Origin of the sequence: Acidovorax sp. HDW3, from assembly GCF_011303755.1 — a bacterium.
Lineage (GTDB): Bacteria > Pseudomonadota > Gammaproteobacteria > Burkholderiales > Burkholderiaceae_C > Paenacidovorax.
In genome coordinates this window covers 1,917,344-1,934,664 of record NZ_CP049885.1, presented here as the reverse complement: position 1 = coordinate 1,934,664, position 17,321 = coordinate 1,917,344, and the positions used below count along the sequence as shown (strand labels likewise).

Sequence of the window (17,321 nt, the reverse complement as noted above, 5' to 3'; positions counted from 1 at the left end):
GGGTTTGAGGCTGATTTAGCACAGGGCCAGCGCCTCCAGGCAGCGGCGTTGGTGCTGTGCGCCGCTGCCGGGGGCCATCTGCGCCCCGCCGGGCAGGCGCAGGCCCCAGCGCAGGCCCAGGCGCTCGGCCTGCAGCACCCAGGCGGTGACGCGGGCGATGCGCGCCTCGGGCGCCGCCAGGCCGCAGTGGTTCACGTCCAGCCACAGGTCGAGCTGCTGGCTGTGCTGCGCGTCGCGGCTCACCAGGGCCTGGCTGCCGCTGGCAAAGGCCTGGGCGGCTTTCTTCCACACCAGCTGCTTGAGCGGGTCGCCCCGGCGGTAGGGGCGCACGCCGTCAAACTCGCCGCTGCTGCCGCCGCTGTGGCTGCGCCCGTCGCCGGCCCGTGGCTGGCCGGCGGGCAGGGGCGGCGGGTGCGCCTCGGGCGCGGGGTAGACCAGCAGCTGCGCCGCGGGCTGCCACCAGCACCAGACGCGGAAAATGCCCAGCGGAAAGCGCGTTTGCGCCGTCAGCAGCGGCAGCCGGTGCCAGCCCCGGTGCTGCGGCGCAAAGCCGATCTGCAGCTGCGCCATGCCCTGCGCCGGCACGTCGCAATAGGCCCAGGACGGCGCCTGGCCGTCCTCGGGGCGCGGCGCCAGGCCAATGCCGTAGCGTGGGCGGCGTGCGCTGCTGTGCAGCTGCACCGTCAGGCGCGCGACCTGGCCCAGGAATTGCGGCTCGGGCGGCAGCAGGTGCAGCTGCAGGCCGCGCAGCGTGGCGTGGCACAGCACCATGCTGCTGACGGCGCTGCCGGCCAGGGCGAAGGTCAGCAGGTAGCCCAGGTTGAGCTGGTAGTTGATGGCGGCAATGAGCAGCGCCAGCAGCGTCAGCGCCAGCATGGCGCCGGCGCCGGTGGGCAGGATGTAGACGTTGCGCTGCGTCAGCTGCAGCTGGTCGGTGGCTGGCAGGCGTGCGAGCCACCAGCGGCGCAGGGGGGCCAGGAGGCGCTGTCGCATGGGGGCGGCCTGCGCGTCAGGGCAGGGGCGTGGCTTCGACCATGGCCTGCACCTGGGCCACGGCGGCGCGCCCGGCCTCGCCTACGGGCACCAGGCGGTGCGCCATGGTTTGGGCGCAGATGGCCTGCACGTCGTCCGGGGCGCAGTAGTCGCGCCCCTCGATCAGCGCCCGCGCCTTGGCCGCGCGCAGCAGCGCCATGCCGGCGCGCGGCGACAGGCCCTGCACGAACCAGCGCCCCGAGCGCGTGGCGTCGAGCAGGTCTTGCACGTAGGCCAGCAGCGCATCGCTGGCGTGCACGGCGCGCACCTGCTGCTGCAGCGCCGCCAGGCTCTGTGGCGTGAGCAGCGCCGGCAGGGTGTCGAGCAGGTCGCGCCTATCCTGGCCCGACAGCAGCAGGCGCTCGGCGGCGCGGTCGGGGTAGCCCAGGGCGATGCGCATCAGGAAGCGGTCGAGCTGGCTCTCGGGCAGGGCGAAGGTGCCCAACTGGTCGAGCGGGTTTTGCGTGGCGATGACGAAGAACGGCTGCGGCAGCGGCCGTGTCTGGCCTTCGATGGTGACCTGCTTTTCCTCCATCGCTTCGAGCAGCGCGCTTTGCGTCTTCGGGCTGGCGCGGTTGATCTCGTCGGCCAGCAGCACCTGGGTGAACACCGGCCCGGGGTGAAAGACAAAACCCTCGCGCCCGCGCTCGTAGATCGACAGGCCGGTGAGGTCGCTGGGCATCAGGTCGGCGGTGAACTGCACGCGCGCAAACGACAGCCCAAAACTGCGCGCCAGGGCGTGCGCCAGGGTGGTTTTGCCGACGCCCGGAACGTCCTCGATCAGCAGGTGGCCACCGGCGAGCAGACAGGTGACGCAGTCCCGGATTTGTAAGCTTTTCCCTACGATCACCGTGTTAAGCTGATTCAGCAGAGATGCAATAGTTTGTTGTTCATGCATGGGTGTGACGTTAGCCGAAAAACAAGGCTGGGGAGACAACTGTGAGTAAGACGGGGTATTTCACCCACCGCGATTGCTGGAAGCACGAAATGGGGCCAGGCCACCCGGAATGTCCGGCGCGGCTCGATGCCATTGAAGACCGCCTGCTGGTCACGGGCGTGAGCGACGCGCTCGAACACCGCGAGGCGCCGCTGGCCTCCCTGAACGATATCGAGCTGGCGCACGACCGCCTGCACGTGGCGGCGCTGCGCGGCCTGACGCTGCGCCTGGTCGAGGAGCAGGACGCCGGCGGCCCGGCGCACACGCCCATGGACCCCGACACCTCCATCAACGCCCACACCTGGACGGCGGCGCTGCGCTCGGCGGGCGCCGCTATGGCGGCGACCGACGCCGTGCTCGCCGGCGAGCTGGAAAACGCCTTTTGCCTGGTGCGCCCGCCCGGCCACCACGCCACGCGCAGCAAGGCCATGGGCTTTTGCTTTTTCAACAACGTCGCCGTGGCCGCCAAGTACGCGCTGCAGCGCCACAACCTGCAGCGCGTGGCCGTGATCGACTTCGATGTGCACCACGGCAACGGCACGGAAGATATTTTGGCGGGCGACGAGCGCGCGCTGATGTGCAGTTTTTTCCAGCACCCCTTCTACCCCTATAGCGGCGACCACAGCCCGGCGACCAATATGTGCAACGTGCCGGTGCCAGCGTACACGCGCGGCATGGATATTCGCGAAATCGTCGAGATGATGTGGGTGCCGCGCCTGGAGGAGTTTGAGCCCGAGATGATCTTCGTCAGCGCTGGCTTTGACGCCCACCGCGACGACGACATGGGCCAGCTCGGCCTGACCGAGTCCGATTTCACCTGGATCACGCAGCGCATCAAGGACGTGGCGCGGCGCCTGTGCGGCGGGCGCATCGTCTCTTGCCTGGAGGGCGGCTACGTCATGGATCCGCTGGCGCGCAGCGTCGAGGCGCATGTGCGCGTGCTCGCGGATCTGTAGCGCCGGCTTGCCTAAAATCGGTCGGCTATGACCGATCCCACTTCTTCGCTGCTCGACGTGGCGCGCGACGCGCGCGGCGTCTATACCCTTACCCTGAACGATCCGGCGCGCTTCAACGCCCTGGGCGAGGCCATGCTGGCGGCGCTGCAAACAGCGCTGGCCCAGGTGGCGGGCGACCCGGCGGCGCGCGCCGTGGTGCTGGCGGCGCAGGGCAAGGCGTTTTGCGCCGGCCACAACCTCAAGGAAATGGCGCAGCAGCCCGAGCTGGCCTACTACCAGCAGCTGTTTGCGCAGTGCGCGCGCGTCATGCTGGCGCTGGTGCAGCTGCCGGTGCCGGTGATTGCCCGCGTGCATGGCCTGGCGACGGCGGCGGGCTGCCAGCTGGTGGCACAGTGCGATCTGGCCGTGGCCAGCACCGAGGCGCGCTTTGCCACCAGCGGCATCCACTACGGCCTGTTTTGCGCCACGCCCAGCGTGCCACTGGTGCGCGCCATGCCCCTGAAGCCGGCGCTGGAGATGCTGTTCACCGGCGACTTCATCGACGCCGCGCAGGCGCTGCAGCACGGCCTGGTCAACCGCGTGGCACCGCCCGAGCAGCTCGACGCCGAGCTGGCGCAGTTGCTCGACGCCATCGTCGCCAAGCCGCGTGCGGCGCTGGCCATGGGCAAGGCCCTGGTGTACCAGCAGCGGGAGTTGGGTTTGACGGCGGCCTACCAGCTCGCCGGCCAGAGCATGGCCGTGAACATGATGGATGCCGCTGCCCAGGAGGGTGCGCGCGCCTTTGCCGAAAAACGTCCCCCGGTTTGGAGGCAGGCATGAGCGGCCCCGCCAAGACACCGGTGTTTGAGGATTTGGGCCGCTGGCTGTACGACTTTTCGCGCCCATCGATCCTGATTGAAATTGGCGCGCTGCTGGTGTGCGCCGGCCTGGCTTGGCTGGTGGTGCTATTGCTGCGCAAAAAGTTCTACCACAACGACCCGCGCTCGACGCTGTTTGGCCGGCGGGCGATTGACGGTGTGCTTTTTCCGCTGGCATTGCTGGGCAGCGCCTTCTTGGCGCGCGCGCTGCTCTTGCAGTGGCTGCCGGCGACGGCGTTTCGCCTGGCCATTCCGGTGCTCATTGCGCTGGTGGTGGTGCGCGTGGGTGCCAAGGTGCTGCAGCTGGCGTTTCCGCGCGCGCACTGGGTGCCGCCGCTGGAGCAGACCATCTCCTGGCTCGCCTGGGTGGCGATGGCGCTGTGGGTCACGGGGCTGCTGCCGGTGCTGCTCAATGACTTGGACGACATCCGCTGGAAAGTGGGCGCCAGTACGCTGTCGCTGCGCACCTTGCTCGAAGGGTTGGTGACCACCGGGGTGGTGCTGTTGGTGACGCTGTGGCTGTCGGCCGTGCTGGAAAACCGCCTGCTGCGCCAAGCTTCGGGCGCGAGCCTGTCGCTGCGCAAGGCGCTGGCCAATGGCCTGCGAGCGCTGCTGCTGTTCGTCGGCCTGCTGGTGGCGGCTTCGTCGGTGGGCATTGACCTGTCCACGCTCTCGGTGCTTGGCGGGGCGGTGGGCGTGGGCGTGGGCCTGGGGCTGCAAAAGCTCGCTGCCAGCTACGTCAGCGGCTTCGTCATTCTGGCCGAGCGCAGCGTGCGCATTGGCGACAACGTGCGCATCGACGGCTTTGAGGGCCGCGTCACGGATATCACCGGGCGCTACACCGTGATCCGCGCCGGCAGCGGGCGCGAGTCCATCGTACCCAACGATATGGTGGTGGGCAGCCGGGTGGAGAATTTTTCACTGGCCGACCCCAAGGTGTGGAACAGCACCGTCATCAGCGTGGGCTACGACAGCGATGTGGATTTGGTCATGCGCCTGCTGACCGAGGCCGCCCTGTCTTGCCCGCGCGTGCTGCGCGAGCCGGCGCCGAGTGCTGCTTTGTCCAACTTTGGCGCCGATGGGCTTGAATTTACCGTTGGCTTTTGGATCGACGACCCGCACAACGGTCTGCTAGGCCTGCGCTCGGACATCAATTTGGCAGTTTTGCGGGCCTTGCGCGCGCACGCCATTGATATTCCGTACCCGCAGCGCGTGCTGCACTGGCCCGCCGGGCAGGCGCCGGCGGCGGCAGTGCAGTAGCGATCCCTGGGGTCAGTTGGTGCCGTCGGGTACGAAGACGTAGCCCACGCCCCACACCGTCTGGATGTAGCGCGGTGCGGCGGCGTCCACCTCGACGAGTTTGCGCAGGCGCGAGACCTGCACGTCCAGGCTGCGGTCGAAGGGCTCGAACTCGCGACCGCGCGCGAGCAGCGCCAGTTTTTCGCGTGACAGCGGCTGGCGTGGGTGGCGCACCAGGGCCTTGAGCATGGCGAACTCGCCCGTGGTCAGGGGCAGCTCTTCGCCATTTTTCTGCAGCGTGCGCGTGCCCATGTCGAAGCTGAAGGGGCCAAAGGTGACGATCTCGTTCTCGCCCGAGGGTGCGCCCGGAGCCTCTTGCGGCGGGCGCCGGCGCAGCACGGCGTGGATGCGCGCGAGCAGTTCGCGCGGGTTGAAGGGCTTGCCCAGGTAGTCGTCGGCGCCGACCTCCAGGCCGACGATGCGGTCCACGTCCTCGCCCTTGGCGGTGAGCATGATGATGGGCGTGCGGTCGCTGGCCGCGCGCAGGCGCCGGCAGATCGACAGGCCGTCTTCACCCGGCATCATCAGGTCGAGCACGATCAAATCGACCGTCTCGCGCAGCAAGATGCGGTTGAGGGCCTTGCCGTCCTCGGCGATCATGACCTCAAAACCCTCTTGCGTCAGGTAGCGGCGCAGCAGGTCGCGGATGCGCGCATCGTCATCGACGACGAGAATTTTGTCGGCGCGGGAAGTGGTAACTGTGGCCATACTTGCAACGTCTGATTTGTAACAGTACCGATTCTGACCAGAGCCGGCGGCGAAGTTCTGCCTTTTTCGGGCAGCCTGACCCAATGTTACATGTTTTGCGCCGGCGCCACTTTCCTCCGTGGCAGCGTGGTGGGCTTGTTTCAGGAAAGGATGTAATGATGCGATTTGCTATTCAATTTGTAGCTGCTGGCGCTTTATTGGCGGGCGCTACGGCCGCTTTTTCTCAAAATTCTGCGCTGCCTGTACCCCAGCAGGTGCTGCAGTTCTCGGCAAGCGCCAGCACCGAGGTGGCGCAGGACTGGCTGCAGCTGACCTTGGCGAGCACCCACGAGGGCAGCGACGCGGGCGCGGTGCAGGCGCAGCTGCGCCAGGATTTGGAGGGTGCCCAGGCCCTGCTGCGGCGCCAGGCACAGCCGGGGCAGCTCGAGTGGCGCAGCGGCGCTTTTGCCATCACGCCGCGCTACGGCAAGGACGGCAAGATCAGCGGCTGGCAAGGCCGTGCCGAGTTGCTACTGCAAGGGCGCGATTTTGGGCGCATCACCGGCACGGCAGCGCAGGTGCCGGGTATGGTCATTCGCCAGATTGGTTTTGCCCTCTCGCCCCAGGCCCGCACCGAGGCCGAGAGCCAGGTGCAGGCGCAGGCCGTGGCGCGCTTTCAGGCCAAGGCGCAGGAGCTCTCGCGCAGCTTTGGTTTTACTGGTTACAGCCTGCGCGAGGTGCAGGTCAACAGCCACGAGAGCAGCCCCGGCCCCCAGCCGCGCATGTGGGCCATGGCCGCCAAGGCCGCGCCGATGGACGATGCGCCGCTGCCGGTGGAGGCGGGAAAGGCCCAGGTCGAGGTCAGCGTCTCGGGCAGCGTGCAAATGCACTGATTTGAAAGAAAATGGCTGCTAACGCTTGTGGGGTAAGCGCAAGCAGCTATCTTTTTTATAGCTTAATGCGAGGGGTTACTGCGCCGCCCAGCCGCCGTCCATGTTCCAGGTGGCGCCGCGCACGTTGGCGGCGGCAGCGGAGCAGAAGAACACCGCCAGTGCGCCCAGTTCCTCGGGCGTGGTGAACTGCAGCGACGGCTCCTTCTCTCCGAGCAGCAGCCGGGTGGCGTCGGCGTTGGACAGTCCGTGCTGCGCCGCCTTGGCATCGACTTGCTTTTGCACCAGCGGCGTGAGCACCCAGCCAGGGCAGATGGCGTTGCAGGTGACGCCGGTGGTGGCGGTTTCCAGGGCGACGGTTTTTGTCAATCCCAGAATGCCGTGCTTGGCGGCAACGTAGGCCGATTTTTGTGCCGAGGCCACCAGGCCGTGCACCGAGGCCAGGTTGATGATGCGCCCCCAGTTGGCCGCGCGCATGGCCGGCAGCGCCAGGCGTGTGGTGTGAAAGGCGCTGCTGAGGTTGATGGCGATGATGGCGTCCCAGCGCTCGGGGGGGAACTCCTCTACCGGCGCGACGTGTTGAATACCAGCGTTATTCACCAGGATATCTACCCGGCCAAAGCGGGCAGCGGCAAACGCCATCATGTCTTCAATTTCCTGGGCGCGCGACATGTCGGCGCCGTGGTATGCCACTTGCACACCGATACCAGCACCGGCGGCCAGCACTTCGGCCTGGGGCGCATCGGCATCTCCAAAGCCGTTGAGCACCACGTTTGCGCCCTGCTGCGCCAGGGCCTTGGCAATGCCCAGGCCGATGCCGCTGGTGGAGCCGGTGATGAGGGCAGTTTTACCTTTCAGCATAAGTAACTCTCCGGATGATTTAGGATCGAACCCGGCCATTATTGGGCCAGTTCCCTAGACCCGCCCCATGACAGAACCCAGGTTGAACCACGTATGGTGCGCAGGCGCTGCGCAATCCCCCCAGCCGGGGCATGAAGGCCAGCACCGCATGGCGTACTCGCAGTGGGGTGATATGGGTCATCCGCACGTGATCGTCTGCGTGCACGGCCTGACGCGCCAGGGGCGCGACTTCGACACCCTGGCGCGCGCCCTCGCGCCGCACGCGCGCGTCGTCTGCCCCGACGTGGTCGGGCGCGGCGAGAGCGATTGGCTCGCAGAGCCTTTGGGCTATCAGATACCGCAGTACGCCGCCGACATGCTGGCCCTGCTGGCGCAGCTGCAGGCGCAGGCGCCCATTGCCCAGCTCGACTGGGTGGGTACCAGCATGGGCGGGCTCATTGGCATGGTGCTGGCGGGCCAGAGTGGCTTGCCGCTGCCCGCACCGCTGCGCCGCCTGGTGCTCAATGATGTGGGGCCGGCACTGGCTTGGCCGGCGCTGCAGCGCATTGCCCAATACCTGGGAAAAATGCCGCGTTTTGACAGCATCGAGCAGGCCGCTGCCGGTCTGTGGGCGATCTCGCAATCGTTTGGCCCGCATACGCCTGAGGCCTGGCTGGCGCTGTCGCGCCCTATGCTGCGCGCGCTGCCCGGTGGTGGCTGGGGCCTGCATTACGACCCGGCGCTGGCGCAGCCGTTTCAGGCCGTGACGCCCGAGGCGGCGCAGGCCGGCGAGGCGCTGCTGTGGCAGCTCTACGACCAGATTCAGGCGCGCACCCTGCTGCTGCGCGGGCAGGACTCTGACCTGCTCTCGCCTGCCACGGCCCAGTCCATGGGCGAGCGCGGCCCGCGTGCGCGGCTGCTGGAATTTCCGGGTGTGGGTCACGCCCCGACCCTGGTGGCTGCCGAGCAGGTGGCCGCCGTGCAATCGTTTTTGTTGGAAGCTGCATGAAGAGCATCGTTGCCAGCGCGCCCCCCAGCCTGGTGCTGGGCGAGGCCACGCCAGCCCCTATTTCGCCTTTGATCGCTGCCACCGCGCAGCAGCTGCCCGAACAGGTCAACGCCCTGGGCCGTGCGCGTGCTTTTGCCGAGCCGCTGCTGGCCGCCGAGGTCATGGAAACCGGGGAAAACACCCTGGAGCACGCCGACGCCGTGGCGGCCATCTTGCGCGACATCGGCGGCTCCGAAGCCATGCAGGCCGCGAGCTACCTGGTGCACGCCTGCGTGCACCTGAACAAGCCCGAGGACGTGATCGCCAAGGCGTTTGGCCAGAACTTTGCCACCTTGGCGGTCGAAACCACCAAGCTCATGCGCGTGCAGCAGCAGGCGCGCGCGGCAGAAGATGCGGGCCAGCGCGTCGATGATGCCCAGCTGCAGACCGAGAACGTGCGCAAGATGCTGTTGGGTTTTTCGCGCGATTTGCGCGTGGTGCTGTTGCGCCTGGCTTCGCGCCTGCAGACGTTGCGCTACTACGCCGCCAGCAAGCGCCCCGTCTCGCCCAGCCTGGCGCGCGAGGCGCTGCAGGTGTTTGCGCCGCTGGCCAACCGCCTGGGCATCTGGCAGATGAAGTGGGAGCTCGAAGACCTGTCGTTTCGCTTCCTGGAGCCCGATACCTACAAGCAGATCGCGCGCCTGCTCGACGAAAAACGCGTTGAGCGCGAACTCAACATGGAGCAGCTGCGCAGCCGCCTGGAGGCCGAGCTGCGCGCGCGCTCGATCAGCGCGACGGTTTCTGGCCGGCCCAAGCACATTTACAGCATCGTCAAGAAAATGCGCGGCAAGTCGCTGCCATTCGAGCAGGTGTTTGATATTCGCGCGCTGCGCGTCATCGTGCCTTCGGTCAAAGACTGCTACGCCACGCTGTCGTGGGTGCACGAGCACTTCGAGTCCATCCCCGAAGAATTTGACGACTACATCGCCAAACCCAAACCCAACGGCTACCAGTCGCTGCACACCGTGGTGCGCGACGGCGATGGCCGCGCCACCGAAATCCAGATCCGCACCCAGGCCATGCACGACCACGCCGAGCACGGCGTGGCCGCGCACTGGGCCTATAAAGAGGCGGGCACCAAGGGCTATGCCGGCGTCTCCGCCAGCGGCGAGTACGACGCCAAGATCGCCGTGCTGCGCCAGCTGCTGGCCTGGGGGCGCGACATGGCCGACTCCAGCCACAGCGGCTTGTTCGACGATCGCATCTACGTGCTCACACCCGATGCTGCCGTCATCGAGCTGCCGCAGGGCGCCACCCCGGTTGATTTTGCCTACGCCGTGCACACCAGCCTGGGCCACCGCTGCCGGGGTGCGCGCATCGATGGCGCCATGGTGTCGTTGAACACGCCGCTGCAAAGCGGGCAGACGGTGGAGATCACCACCGTCAAGGAAGGCCGGCCTTCGCGCGACTGGCTCAATGCCGAACTGGGTTACCTGGTGAGCCCGCGCTCGCGCGCCAAGGTGCGCGCCTGGTTCAACGCCCAGGCCCTGCACGAAACCATAGGGCGTGGGCGCGAGGCGGTGGAAAAACTGCTGCAGCGCGAGGGCAAGACGGCGCTCAAGCTCGACGACCTGGCGGTGCAGCTGGGCTTCAAGAACGCCGATGCGCTGTTTGAAGTGGTGGGCAAGGACGAGTTTTCGCTGCGCAACATCGAAAACCTGCTGCGCCCGAGCGAGCCCGAGCCGGCCCCCGAGGAGCAGCTGCTGCTGAAAAAACCGCGTCCGCAGGACGCCAGCAGCCCCAAGGGCGGGGTGCTGGTGGTGGGCGTCGATTCGCTCATGACGCAGCTGGCCAAATGCTGCCGCCCGGCGCCGCCCGATGAGATTGCCGGCTTCGTCACCCGTGGCAAGGGTGTGAGCGTGCACCGGCGCGACTGCAGCAACTTCCGCGAAATGCAGGTGCGCAGTGCCGAGCGCGTGATCGACGTTGCCTGGGGCCAGCCCAAGACCACCGTCGCCAGCACCGTCTATCCGGTGGACGTGGCCGTCGAGGCCGCCGATCGCCAGGGCCTGCTGCGCGACATTTCAGAAGTTTTTGCGCGCGAGAAAACCAACGTCATCGGCGTGCAGACCCAGTCCGTCAAAGGCACGGCCTGGATGACCTTCACCGTCGAGGTTTCCGACTCCGGCCGCCTGAACAAGGTGCTGGCGATGGTCGCTGGCGTGCAGGGCGTGCGCGCCGCAAGGCGACGTTGAAAAAATCGCTGTAGTTTCTTGGGAGGCGTTTTTTTATTGTTATACTTCTAGCTTCTCGAAAACGATTACAGGCGCGTAGCTCAGCTGGTTAGAGCACCACCTTGACATGGTGGGGGTCGTTGGTTCGAGTCCAATCGCGCCTACCAAATATTGCAAGCTAAACCAGGGCTTGCAGCAGAAGTGCCCGCTAACAAGCGGGCATTTTTGTTTGTTCGTACGGAAAATGTACGGAAAGGCTTTGTTGCATAAACCAGACGCAGCCATGCCACGACAGGCACTGGCTCCGTTGTCGGGCACCCAAGTTGCGTGAGTCGATTGAGCAAAGCCACCCGCACATGCAACTCTGTCAACCCCCGTATGGCGTGGAATGGAAACCGCCAGCGCCTTCACCGCGCTAGTGTCCCGTCCTGCAAATAACTGGCATTAGTTTTGCGTGCCAGTGCGGTATCTTTGGAACGGAGATACCGCGATGAGAACAAGCAGACCGAAATCTGAATTGGTACTGAGTGACGACGAGCGATCGCAATTGCAGTCGTTTGCGCGCAGCCGCTCGTTGCCAGCGGCATTGAGCAGCCGGGCGCGCATTGTTCTTAGCAGCGCTGAGGGCGAGCCCAACAACGCGATCGCCGCGCGGCTGAAATTGACCAATGCCACCGTGGGCAAGTGGCGCTCGCGTTTCATCGAGCGGCGCATCGCCCGTCTGTACGATGACATTCGCCCCGGCGCGCCACGCACCATCGACGATGAGCGGATCGCGGAGTTGATCAACACCACGCTGCACACCAAGCCGGTAAACGGCTCGGCGCACTGGAGCGTGCGCGGCGTGGCCGCATAGACGGGCATCTCCAAGACCAGCGTGCAGCGCTACTTCCAGCTCTTTGGCCTGCAGCCGCATCGCACCGAGGGCTTCAAACTGTCCAATGATCCGTTCTTCGTGGAGAAGTTGCGCGACGTGGTGGGTCTGTACCTGAGTCCCCCGGACAACGCCTTGGTCATCTGCGTGGACGAGAAAAGCCAATGTCAGGCGCTGGAGCGCACGCAGCCGATGCTGCCCATGGGCTTTGGCTACGCCGAAGGTGTCACTCACGACTACAAGCGCCATGGCACCACAACGCTGTTTGCCGCGTTGAACGTACTCAACGGCGCAGTACTGGCCAGTTGCAAGCCGCGCCATCGGCATCAGGAGTTCCTGTCGTTTCTGAGCGAGATCGAGACTGCTGTGCCGCCCGAGCTCGACATCCATTGCATCGTGGATAACTACGCCACGCACAGTCACCCGAAGATCAAGGCTTGGCTGGCCACCCGGCCGCGCTGGCACATGCACTTCATTCCGACCTACAGTTCCTGGCTGAATCAGGTCGAGCGCTTCTTCGCACTGATCACCGACAAGGCTATCCGGCGCGGATCGTTCACCAGCGTCAAGCAGCTCGTGCAGCGCATCGATCAGTTCGTCGCTCACCACAACGCCAACAGCCAGCCGTTCAAATGGACGGCCACCGCAGATTCGATTCTTGAGAAGTTGCATCGACTTTGCTCACGTATCAGCGGGACAGGACACTAGCGGTGGACATTTTGTCAAGACCGTGCCGTGCGCCATGGACAAGGTCGCGAGGGACAGCCGCAGCCCTGCACGGAACAATGGGTCCATCAACGCACACCCCCTTTGCACGCCAACAACCACCCGCCGCGCCATGTCCCAGAACACCCATACCCTGCACCTCTTCTTTCAAGACCCCATCAAGCTCAAACTGGGCCAACTGGTCTACCAGTACCTGGTGACGGGCCATACCGAACAGGCCCAGCGCTGGGCCGACAGGCTCGGCGCCTCCGACCTGCAAGCGCTGTGGGATGCACAGTGGTTCAACCAGGAGGTGTTTGCCAGGCCCGACCACCTGACGCTGCGCTTTGACACCGGCACGAGCGACGACCTGCCGTTGCACGCACTGGAGACCCTGTTTGCCCACGGCCTGCAGGCGGCCGTGCTGGAGGTGTTCTACGACCAGGTGGGCGAGACCGAGCGCATGCATTTCGACGCCGGGCAATGGGTGTCACGCAAAGCGTTCATCCAGAAAAATCCGCAGTGGCTCCCCGTGGTGGAGCCCCAGGCCGGGCGCGACGAAGCAGGCGATGCCAGCGAGGGCGATGAGGACGCAGACCACGGCTGCTCCAAGGACCCCGTCAAGCCCCTCTCCGTCACCCAACTGCGCAAGCAGGAGGCACAGCGCAAGCGCGAGGCCCAGGAAGCCGTGGAAGCCTTTGTCGGCCTGGCCCAGGCGATGGGCAAAAGCGGCACCTCGCCGGTGCAGGGGCTGATTGCGGTGCTGCTGCTGCGCGCCGGGCTCAAAGGGTTGCTGCAGGCGTTCGTCTTTACAGTACTCGCGGTGCTGCTGTTCAAGGGCTTCTGGCTCTGGCTGGGCCTGGGGCTGGTGCTGGCGGTGGTGCTGCCGCTGTACTACATGCTCAGTGAGTACAAGGCCCTCAAGGGGGACAACGACGACAGCGATGCGGATGGCGAGGACGGCGGCCCGGTCACCGTCATGGCCAGCCATTGAACCCGAAGGCAGGCACCATGCTGACGCCAATCGAATGGTGGGGCGGGCTGATCTTTGTGGTGGGCGCGCTGACCTACCGGATGGTGATGGGCGCGCTGGAGACAGAGGACGAAGGCATCCCCTGGTACCGGCTGCAGATGCACGCGTTCTACCTGCTGCCCGCAGTGGTTCTGGCGGGTTACTTCTATCCGCTGGAGCGCACGGCACTGCAGTACGCCTACCTGGCCGTGCTGGCGGCATCGCTAGTGATGGTGCTGGTGATGCTGGCGCAGGAACTGACGGGCGACACCAGCGAAGACGAGGCTCCCCCCGCCGAAGCCGAAGCGTCTGACGGGTGGGCGTCTGTGCTGGGTGCTGTGGTGCTGTACAGCCCGGTGCTCGTGGCCTGCGGGCTGGGTTGCACCAAGGCGTGGCCCATGGTGCAAGGGCTGGTGTAGCAGGCCGCAGGCTTTCTGCAGCCCATTGCCAGCCTTTCGGCCGCCAGAGGCTCTGGCACAGATGACAATCCGTGCCAGCCCACCTCCCCATTTTTCTGTCTGAACCGCTCTCGGGGCGCTGGCACCCTTGCACCGCCCCCCCACTCCACCGCCCATGGCCACCGATTCTTTTGCCGACCTGCTGTCGATCTATATGCGCCGCATCCGCGCCAGTGCCTCGGGCGTAGCCACCGAAATCGGCCTGAGCCGCGAGGCGGTGAACAACTGGCGCAACGGCGTCTCTGCCCCCAACGTTCGCTCGCGCGACCGCGTGGTGGCCTGCACGCGCTACCTGCGCCTCACAGAAAGCGAGGCCAACCGCCTGCTCTGCGCCGCGGGCTTCGAGCCCGAGTTTCCGCTGCAGGCCGAGTCGGTGGGCACGCAGCCATTTGCGGCGTTTCAGGACCGTTTGTTCACCCAGCTCGCGCAGGCCGTGCCGTACCCCATCTCGCTGCTGCTGTCGCCTGCCCATTGGGGGCAGCCACCGTTTCGGCAAGAGTTGCTGCAGCGCGCTCGCGCGCAATACGGCGAGGGCGCGGTGCTGCACATCCAGCCGCCCTACAGCGTGAGCACCGCGCAGGCCGACTACTTTGCCGCCATCGGCCGCCAGTGTGGCCTGGGCGAGGTGGCGTCGGACTACGAGTTTGAATCTGCGCTGGAGCGCCGCCTACTGGCGGGCGAGCGCCTGTTCTGCCTGGTCAGCCGCTTCGAGCAAGGCACGCCCGCGCTGCGCGAAACCCTGGCCGGCATCCTGCGCAGCCTGAGCGAGATGCACAGCGGCCGCCTGCACCTGCTGCTGTGCGGCGGCGAGGCGCTGGCCGACCTCAAATACCGCAGTGGCGACCTGTCGCTGCTCAACATCGCGCAGGTCAACCACTGGCCCGACCCGTCGCTGGACGACCTTTTGCAACTGGCCCGCCACCGCTGGCCCGAGCACCGCTGGACCGAGCCCGTGATCTCGGCACTGCAAGCACTCAGCGGCGGCCACCCCGCGTTGTTTGAAGAAGGGCTGCAGTGGCTGGTAGACCAGGGTGTGGGCGAGGGTTATGCATCATCCAGCGCGCTGCGCACGCACCTGGCCAGCAGCCCGCGCCTGTGGCAAACCTTTTTGCCGCTGGCCCAGGCGCCTGCCACGCGCACGCGTTTGCAGCAACTGCTGCAGGCCGACGAGCTGGGCCGTGCGCGGCCCTATCTGCAAGACGACGAACTGCGCAGCCTGTTCTGGGGCAACCTCATCCATGTGCGCGGCACGGGCGACACAGCGCGGCTGCACTGGCGCTGCCCCACTATTCGGGATGCGGGCCTCATGGTGTTGGAATCATGTTTGAGCGACTGAAGCCCCTGCTGTCCAAGGCCGTGGTGCGCGCGGTGGTGATTGCGGTGGTCACGCTGTTTGTGGCCAGTGCGCTCTTCACGCCCCAGCTCAACCCGGTCACGCGCGGCTCGTTTCTGGCGTCGGTCAATGTCGGCCCGGTGTGGGGTGAGCTGGTGCAGTGGCGCATTGCCATGGTCCAGGCGCGCAACGAGCTGGACGACTGGCCCAAGGACATCCAAAAATACGCGCCGCCCATTGCCAACCCGCAACTGCGCGTCACCTCCCCACGCCCCAACGTGCTGCAGGCCGACATTGCCCACCACCCCGAGCTGGGCAAGCTGGCCGGCACCCAGGTGGTGGTAGAGCTCAAGCCCGGCACCCACATCTGGACCTGCCGCCCCGGCAACCCGCCGATTCCGCCCGGCTACCTGCCCATCAACTGCCTGGAAGGCGCTACCGACGACTTCGAGCCCGCCAGGCCCGCGCCTGATGCCGACCCATTCGGCTGGCTGCGCTCGCTCATCCTGTGGTGCGGCGTGATTTTTGCCGTGGGCGCCGTGGTGTGGGTGGCGCGCCACCCCATGATTGGCGCGGGCCAGCTGCGCCCCGCGCGCCTGCGCCGCACGCCCCTGGCGCGCCTGCCGCAAATCGACCGGTTGCTGCGCTGGCTGCGGCGGCTGGAGCCCACCTTGCTGGCCGCCGACATCCGTATGGTGGACTGGCGCCGCGCCGTGCTGTGCGCCCAGGCCACCGGCGCCGAGCACGCCCCGGCCCTGGCGCGCGCACTGGCCGAGCGCGTGTCGGCCCGCTGCCAGCCCAGCAGCGACTGGGCACTGCCCGGCCAGGTGTTTGAGTGGCAGTTTCCGCCCGACCTGCCGGTGTCGCTGGACCGCTGCATGGTGTTTGTGCCCACCCCCGGCATCGACGAAGCCACCGTGCTGCGCCAGCTGCGCACCGCGCAGACCGGCAGCGACGTGTTGCTGATTCTGAGCGAGCACAGCGTAGACACCCCCTGGCCCCTGCTGCGCGCCCACGCTGACGACCGCGCCAACCTGCATGTGATGGTGGACAGCGCCAGCCAGACCGAATGGCTGATCGGCGGCGAAGCGCTGCAGGTGCTGCTGCGCCTGCTGGCCGCGCAGTTGCGCATCACCCGCATCTCGCCCTACCAGACGCGGGGCGGCGTCACACGCGAAGGCGCCTTCTTTGGCCGCGCACAGTTGCTGGCCCGCGTCATCAACCGCGAGCCCGCCAACTACCTGGTGGTGGGCGGGCGGCAACTGGGCAAAAGCAGCCTGCTCAAGGCCGTGCAGCGGCGCATGCAGGGCCACCCGCATACCGTGTGCCACTACGTCTCGCTGCGCGACCACCGGTTGGCGCCGCGCATGGCGCTGCAGTTTGGCCTGGCGGCCGACACGCCGCTCGAAGCCATCGTGGACCACCTGCAGGCGCAGTACCAGGGCAAGCGCCTGGTGCTGCTGATCGACGAGGCCGACCTGTTCTTTCGCGACGAGTCGAACAACGGCTACGTGCAGTTGTCCACGCTGCGCGCGCTGAGTGAAGAGGGCCGCTGCTGGTTCATGCTGGCGGGTTTTTGGGATTTGTATGCCACGGCTGTGCTCGACTACCAGAGCCCCCTGCGCAACTTTGGCGAAGTGCTGGCGATTGGCGGCCTGGAGCGCGCCGCCTGCCGCGAGCTGGCCACCGAGCCGCTGCGCAGGCTGCGCCTGGGCTTTGACAACGAGCGCCTGGTGGACCGCCTCATCGACGCCAGCGGCCAGCGCGCCAACCTCGTCGCCATCCTGTGCCAGGAGTGCCTGGAAGCGCTGGCGCCCGGCGAACGCGTCATCGAAGCCCGCCACCTCACCCAGGCCCTGGCCTCGCAAGCGGTGCAGGATGCCCTGGCGGGCTGGGGGCGCCTGAGCCACGACGACGCCGCCTGCCGCCTCGACCGCATCGTGGTCTACCACACAGCCCAGGCCGGGCAGACCAGCCTGGTGGCCCTGGCCCAACTGCTGCACAGCCACGGCATCACAGCCGACGCGCAGGCGCTGCGCCAGTCGCTGGCGCGCCTGCAACTGGCCTATGTGCTGCGCAAGCAGGACGCCGAATACCGCTTTGCCATCCCGTTGCTGCAAGACCAGTTCGAGCCAGCCGAGGTGGAGCTGTTGCTGCACCAGGAGCTGGCGGTGCTGGGCAGGGCTTGACTTTGTTGCAACTTTTTTTCTGACGTTCCT

The 17,321-nt window shown here is 66.7% G+C and carries 14 protein-coding genes, 1 tRNA gene and 1 pseudogene; 12 read left to right on the top strand and 4 right to left on the bottom strand.

All coding sequences use genetic code 11. From position 1 onward, the window contains the following. Positions 1-15: 15 nt before the first annotated feature. Together G7045_RS08840 and G7045_RS08835 are read right to left on the bottom strand one after the other, a co-directional pair. Positions 16-993: a DUF58 domain-containing protein gene (locus G7045_RS08840; RefSeq protein ID WP_166159287.1), complete on the bottom strand. Its 978-nt coding sequence runs from the start codon at positions 991-993 to the stop codon at positions 16-18. A gap of 16 nt (positions 994-1,009) precedes the next feature. Next, on the bottom strand, positions 1,010-1,930 hold the full coding sequence (locus G7045_RS08835) for a MoxR family ATPase (protein ID WP_166159286.1): 921 nt from the start codon (positions 1,928-1,930) through the stop codon (positions 1,010-1,012). Positions 1,931-2,019: 89 nt separating this feature from the next. Here G7045_RS08835 and G7045_RS08830 point away from each other — a divergent pair, with 89 nt between their 5' ends. From G7045_RS08830 to G7045_RS08820, 3 genes are read left to right on the top strand one after another with little or no spacing between them, the layout of a single operon-like run. After that, positions 2,020-2,925, top strand: a complete 906-nt coding sequence (locus tag G7045_RS08830; RefSeq protein ID WP_166159285.1) for a histone deacetylase family protein — start codon at positions 2,020-2,022, stop codon at positions 2,923-2,925. A 27-nt stretch (positions 2,926-2,952) separates the two neighbouring features. Next, positions 2,953-3,744: an enoyl-CoA hydratase gene (locus G7045_RS08825; protein ID WP_166159284.1), complete on the top strand. Its 792-nt coding sequence runs from the start codon at positions 2,953-2,955 to the stop codon at positions 3,742-3,744. Continuing rightward, entirely contained in the window at positions 3,741-5,042 is a 1,302-nt protein-coding gene (locus G7045_RS08820; protein WP_166159283.1) for a mechanosensitive ion channel family protein, read from the top strand. Before G7045_RS08825 ends, G7045_RS08820 begins: the two co-directional genes overlap by 4 nt. A gap of 12 nt (positions 5,043-5,054) precedes the next feature. Here the strand turns inward: G7045_RS08820 and ompR are convergent, their stop codons facing one another. Then, complete coding sequence (gene ompR, locus G7045_RS08815; protein ID WP_166159282.1) at positions 5,055-5,789, bottom strand: two-component system response regulator OmpR; 735 nt, start codon at positions 5,787-5,789, stop codon at positions 5,055-5,057. 158 nt (positions 5,790-5,947) lie between these two features. Between ompR and G7045_RS08810 the strand changes: the two genes are divergently transcribed. Next, positions 5,948-6,661 (top strand): SIMPL domain-containing protein, encoded by a 714-nt coding sequence (locus G7045_RS08810; protein WP_166160410.1) that lies wholly within the window; start codon positions 5,948-5,950, stop codon positions 6,659-6,661. Positions 6,662-6,736: 75 nt separating this feature from the next. Here G7045_RS08810 and G7045_RS08805 read toward each other — a convergent pair whose 3' ends face one another. After that, entirely contained in the window at positions 6,737-7,519 is a 783-nt protein-coding gene (locus G7045_RS08805; RefSeq protein WP_166159281.1) for a 3-hydroxybutyrate dehydrogenase, read from the bottom strand. A gap of 67 nt (positions 7,520-7,586) precedes the next feature. Here G7045_RS08805 and G7045_RS08800 point away from each other — a divergent pair, with 67 nt between their 5' ends. The 8 genes and pseudogenes from G7045_RS08800 (at position 7,587) to G7045_RS08765 (ending at position 17,291) form a co-directional block, all read left to right on the top strand. Further along, a complete protein-coding gene (locus G7045_RS08800) occupies positions 7,587-8,507 on the top strand; it encodes an alpha/beta fold hydrolase (RefSeq protein WP_166159280.1) in 921 nt (306 codons plus the stop codon). After that, positions 8,504-10,741, top strand: a complete 2,238-nt coding sequence (locus tag G7045_RS08795; RefSeq protein WP_166159279.1) for a bifunctional (p)ppGpp synthetase/guanosine-3',5'-bis(diphosphate) 3'-pyrophosphohydrolase — start codon at positions 8,504-8,506, stop codon at positions 10,739-10,741. Before G7045_RS08800 ends, G7045_RS08795 begins: the two co-directional genes overlap by 4 nt. Before the next feature lie 69 nt (positions 10,742-10,810). Then, positions 10,811-10,887 (top strand) — tRNA-Val (locus tag G7045_RS08790). Between the two features lie 323 nt (positions 10,888-11,210). Then, positions 11,211-12,302 (top strand): annotated as a pseudogene (locus G7045_RS08785) (IS630 family transposase). Between the two features lie 130 nt (positions 12,303-12,432). After that, positions 12,433-13,293: a hypothetical protein gene (locus G7045_RS08780; RefSeq protein ID WP_166159278.1), complete on the top strand. Its 861-nt coding sequence runs from the start codon at positions 12,433-12,435 to the stop codon at positions 13,291-13,293. Positions 13,294-13,310: 17 nt separating this feature from the next. After that, the gene (locus G7045_RS08775) at positions 13,311-13,730 is read left to right on the top strand and encodes a hypothetical protein (protein WP_166159277.1); all 420 of its coding nucleotides are present in this window, start codon (positions 13,311-13,313) and stop codon (positions 13,728-13,730) included. 154 nt (positions 13,731-13,884) lie between these two features. Further along, positions 13,885-15,105 carry a hypothetical protein gene (locus tag G7045_RS08770; protein WP_166159276.1) on the top strand — a complete coding sequence of 407 codons (1,221 nt, stop codon included), beginning with the start codon at positions 13,885-13,887 and terminating at the stop codon, positions 15,103-15,105. Further along, positions 15,090-17,291: an ATP-binding protein gene (locus G7045_RS08765; protein WP_166159275.1), complete on the top strand. Its 2,202-nt coding sequence runs from the start codon at positions 15,090-15,092 to the stop codon at positions 17,289-17,291. The genes G7045_RS08770 and G7045_RS08765 overlap by 16 nt, the downstream gene beginning before the upstream one ends. The last annotated feature ends 30 nt before the right edge of the window (positions 17,292-17,321 follow it).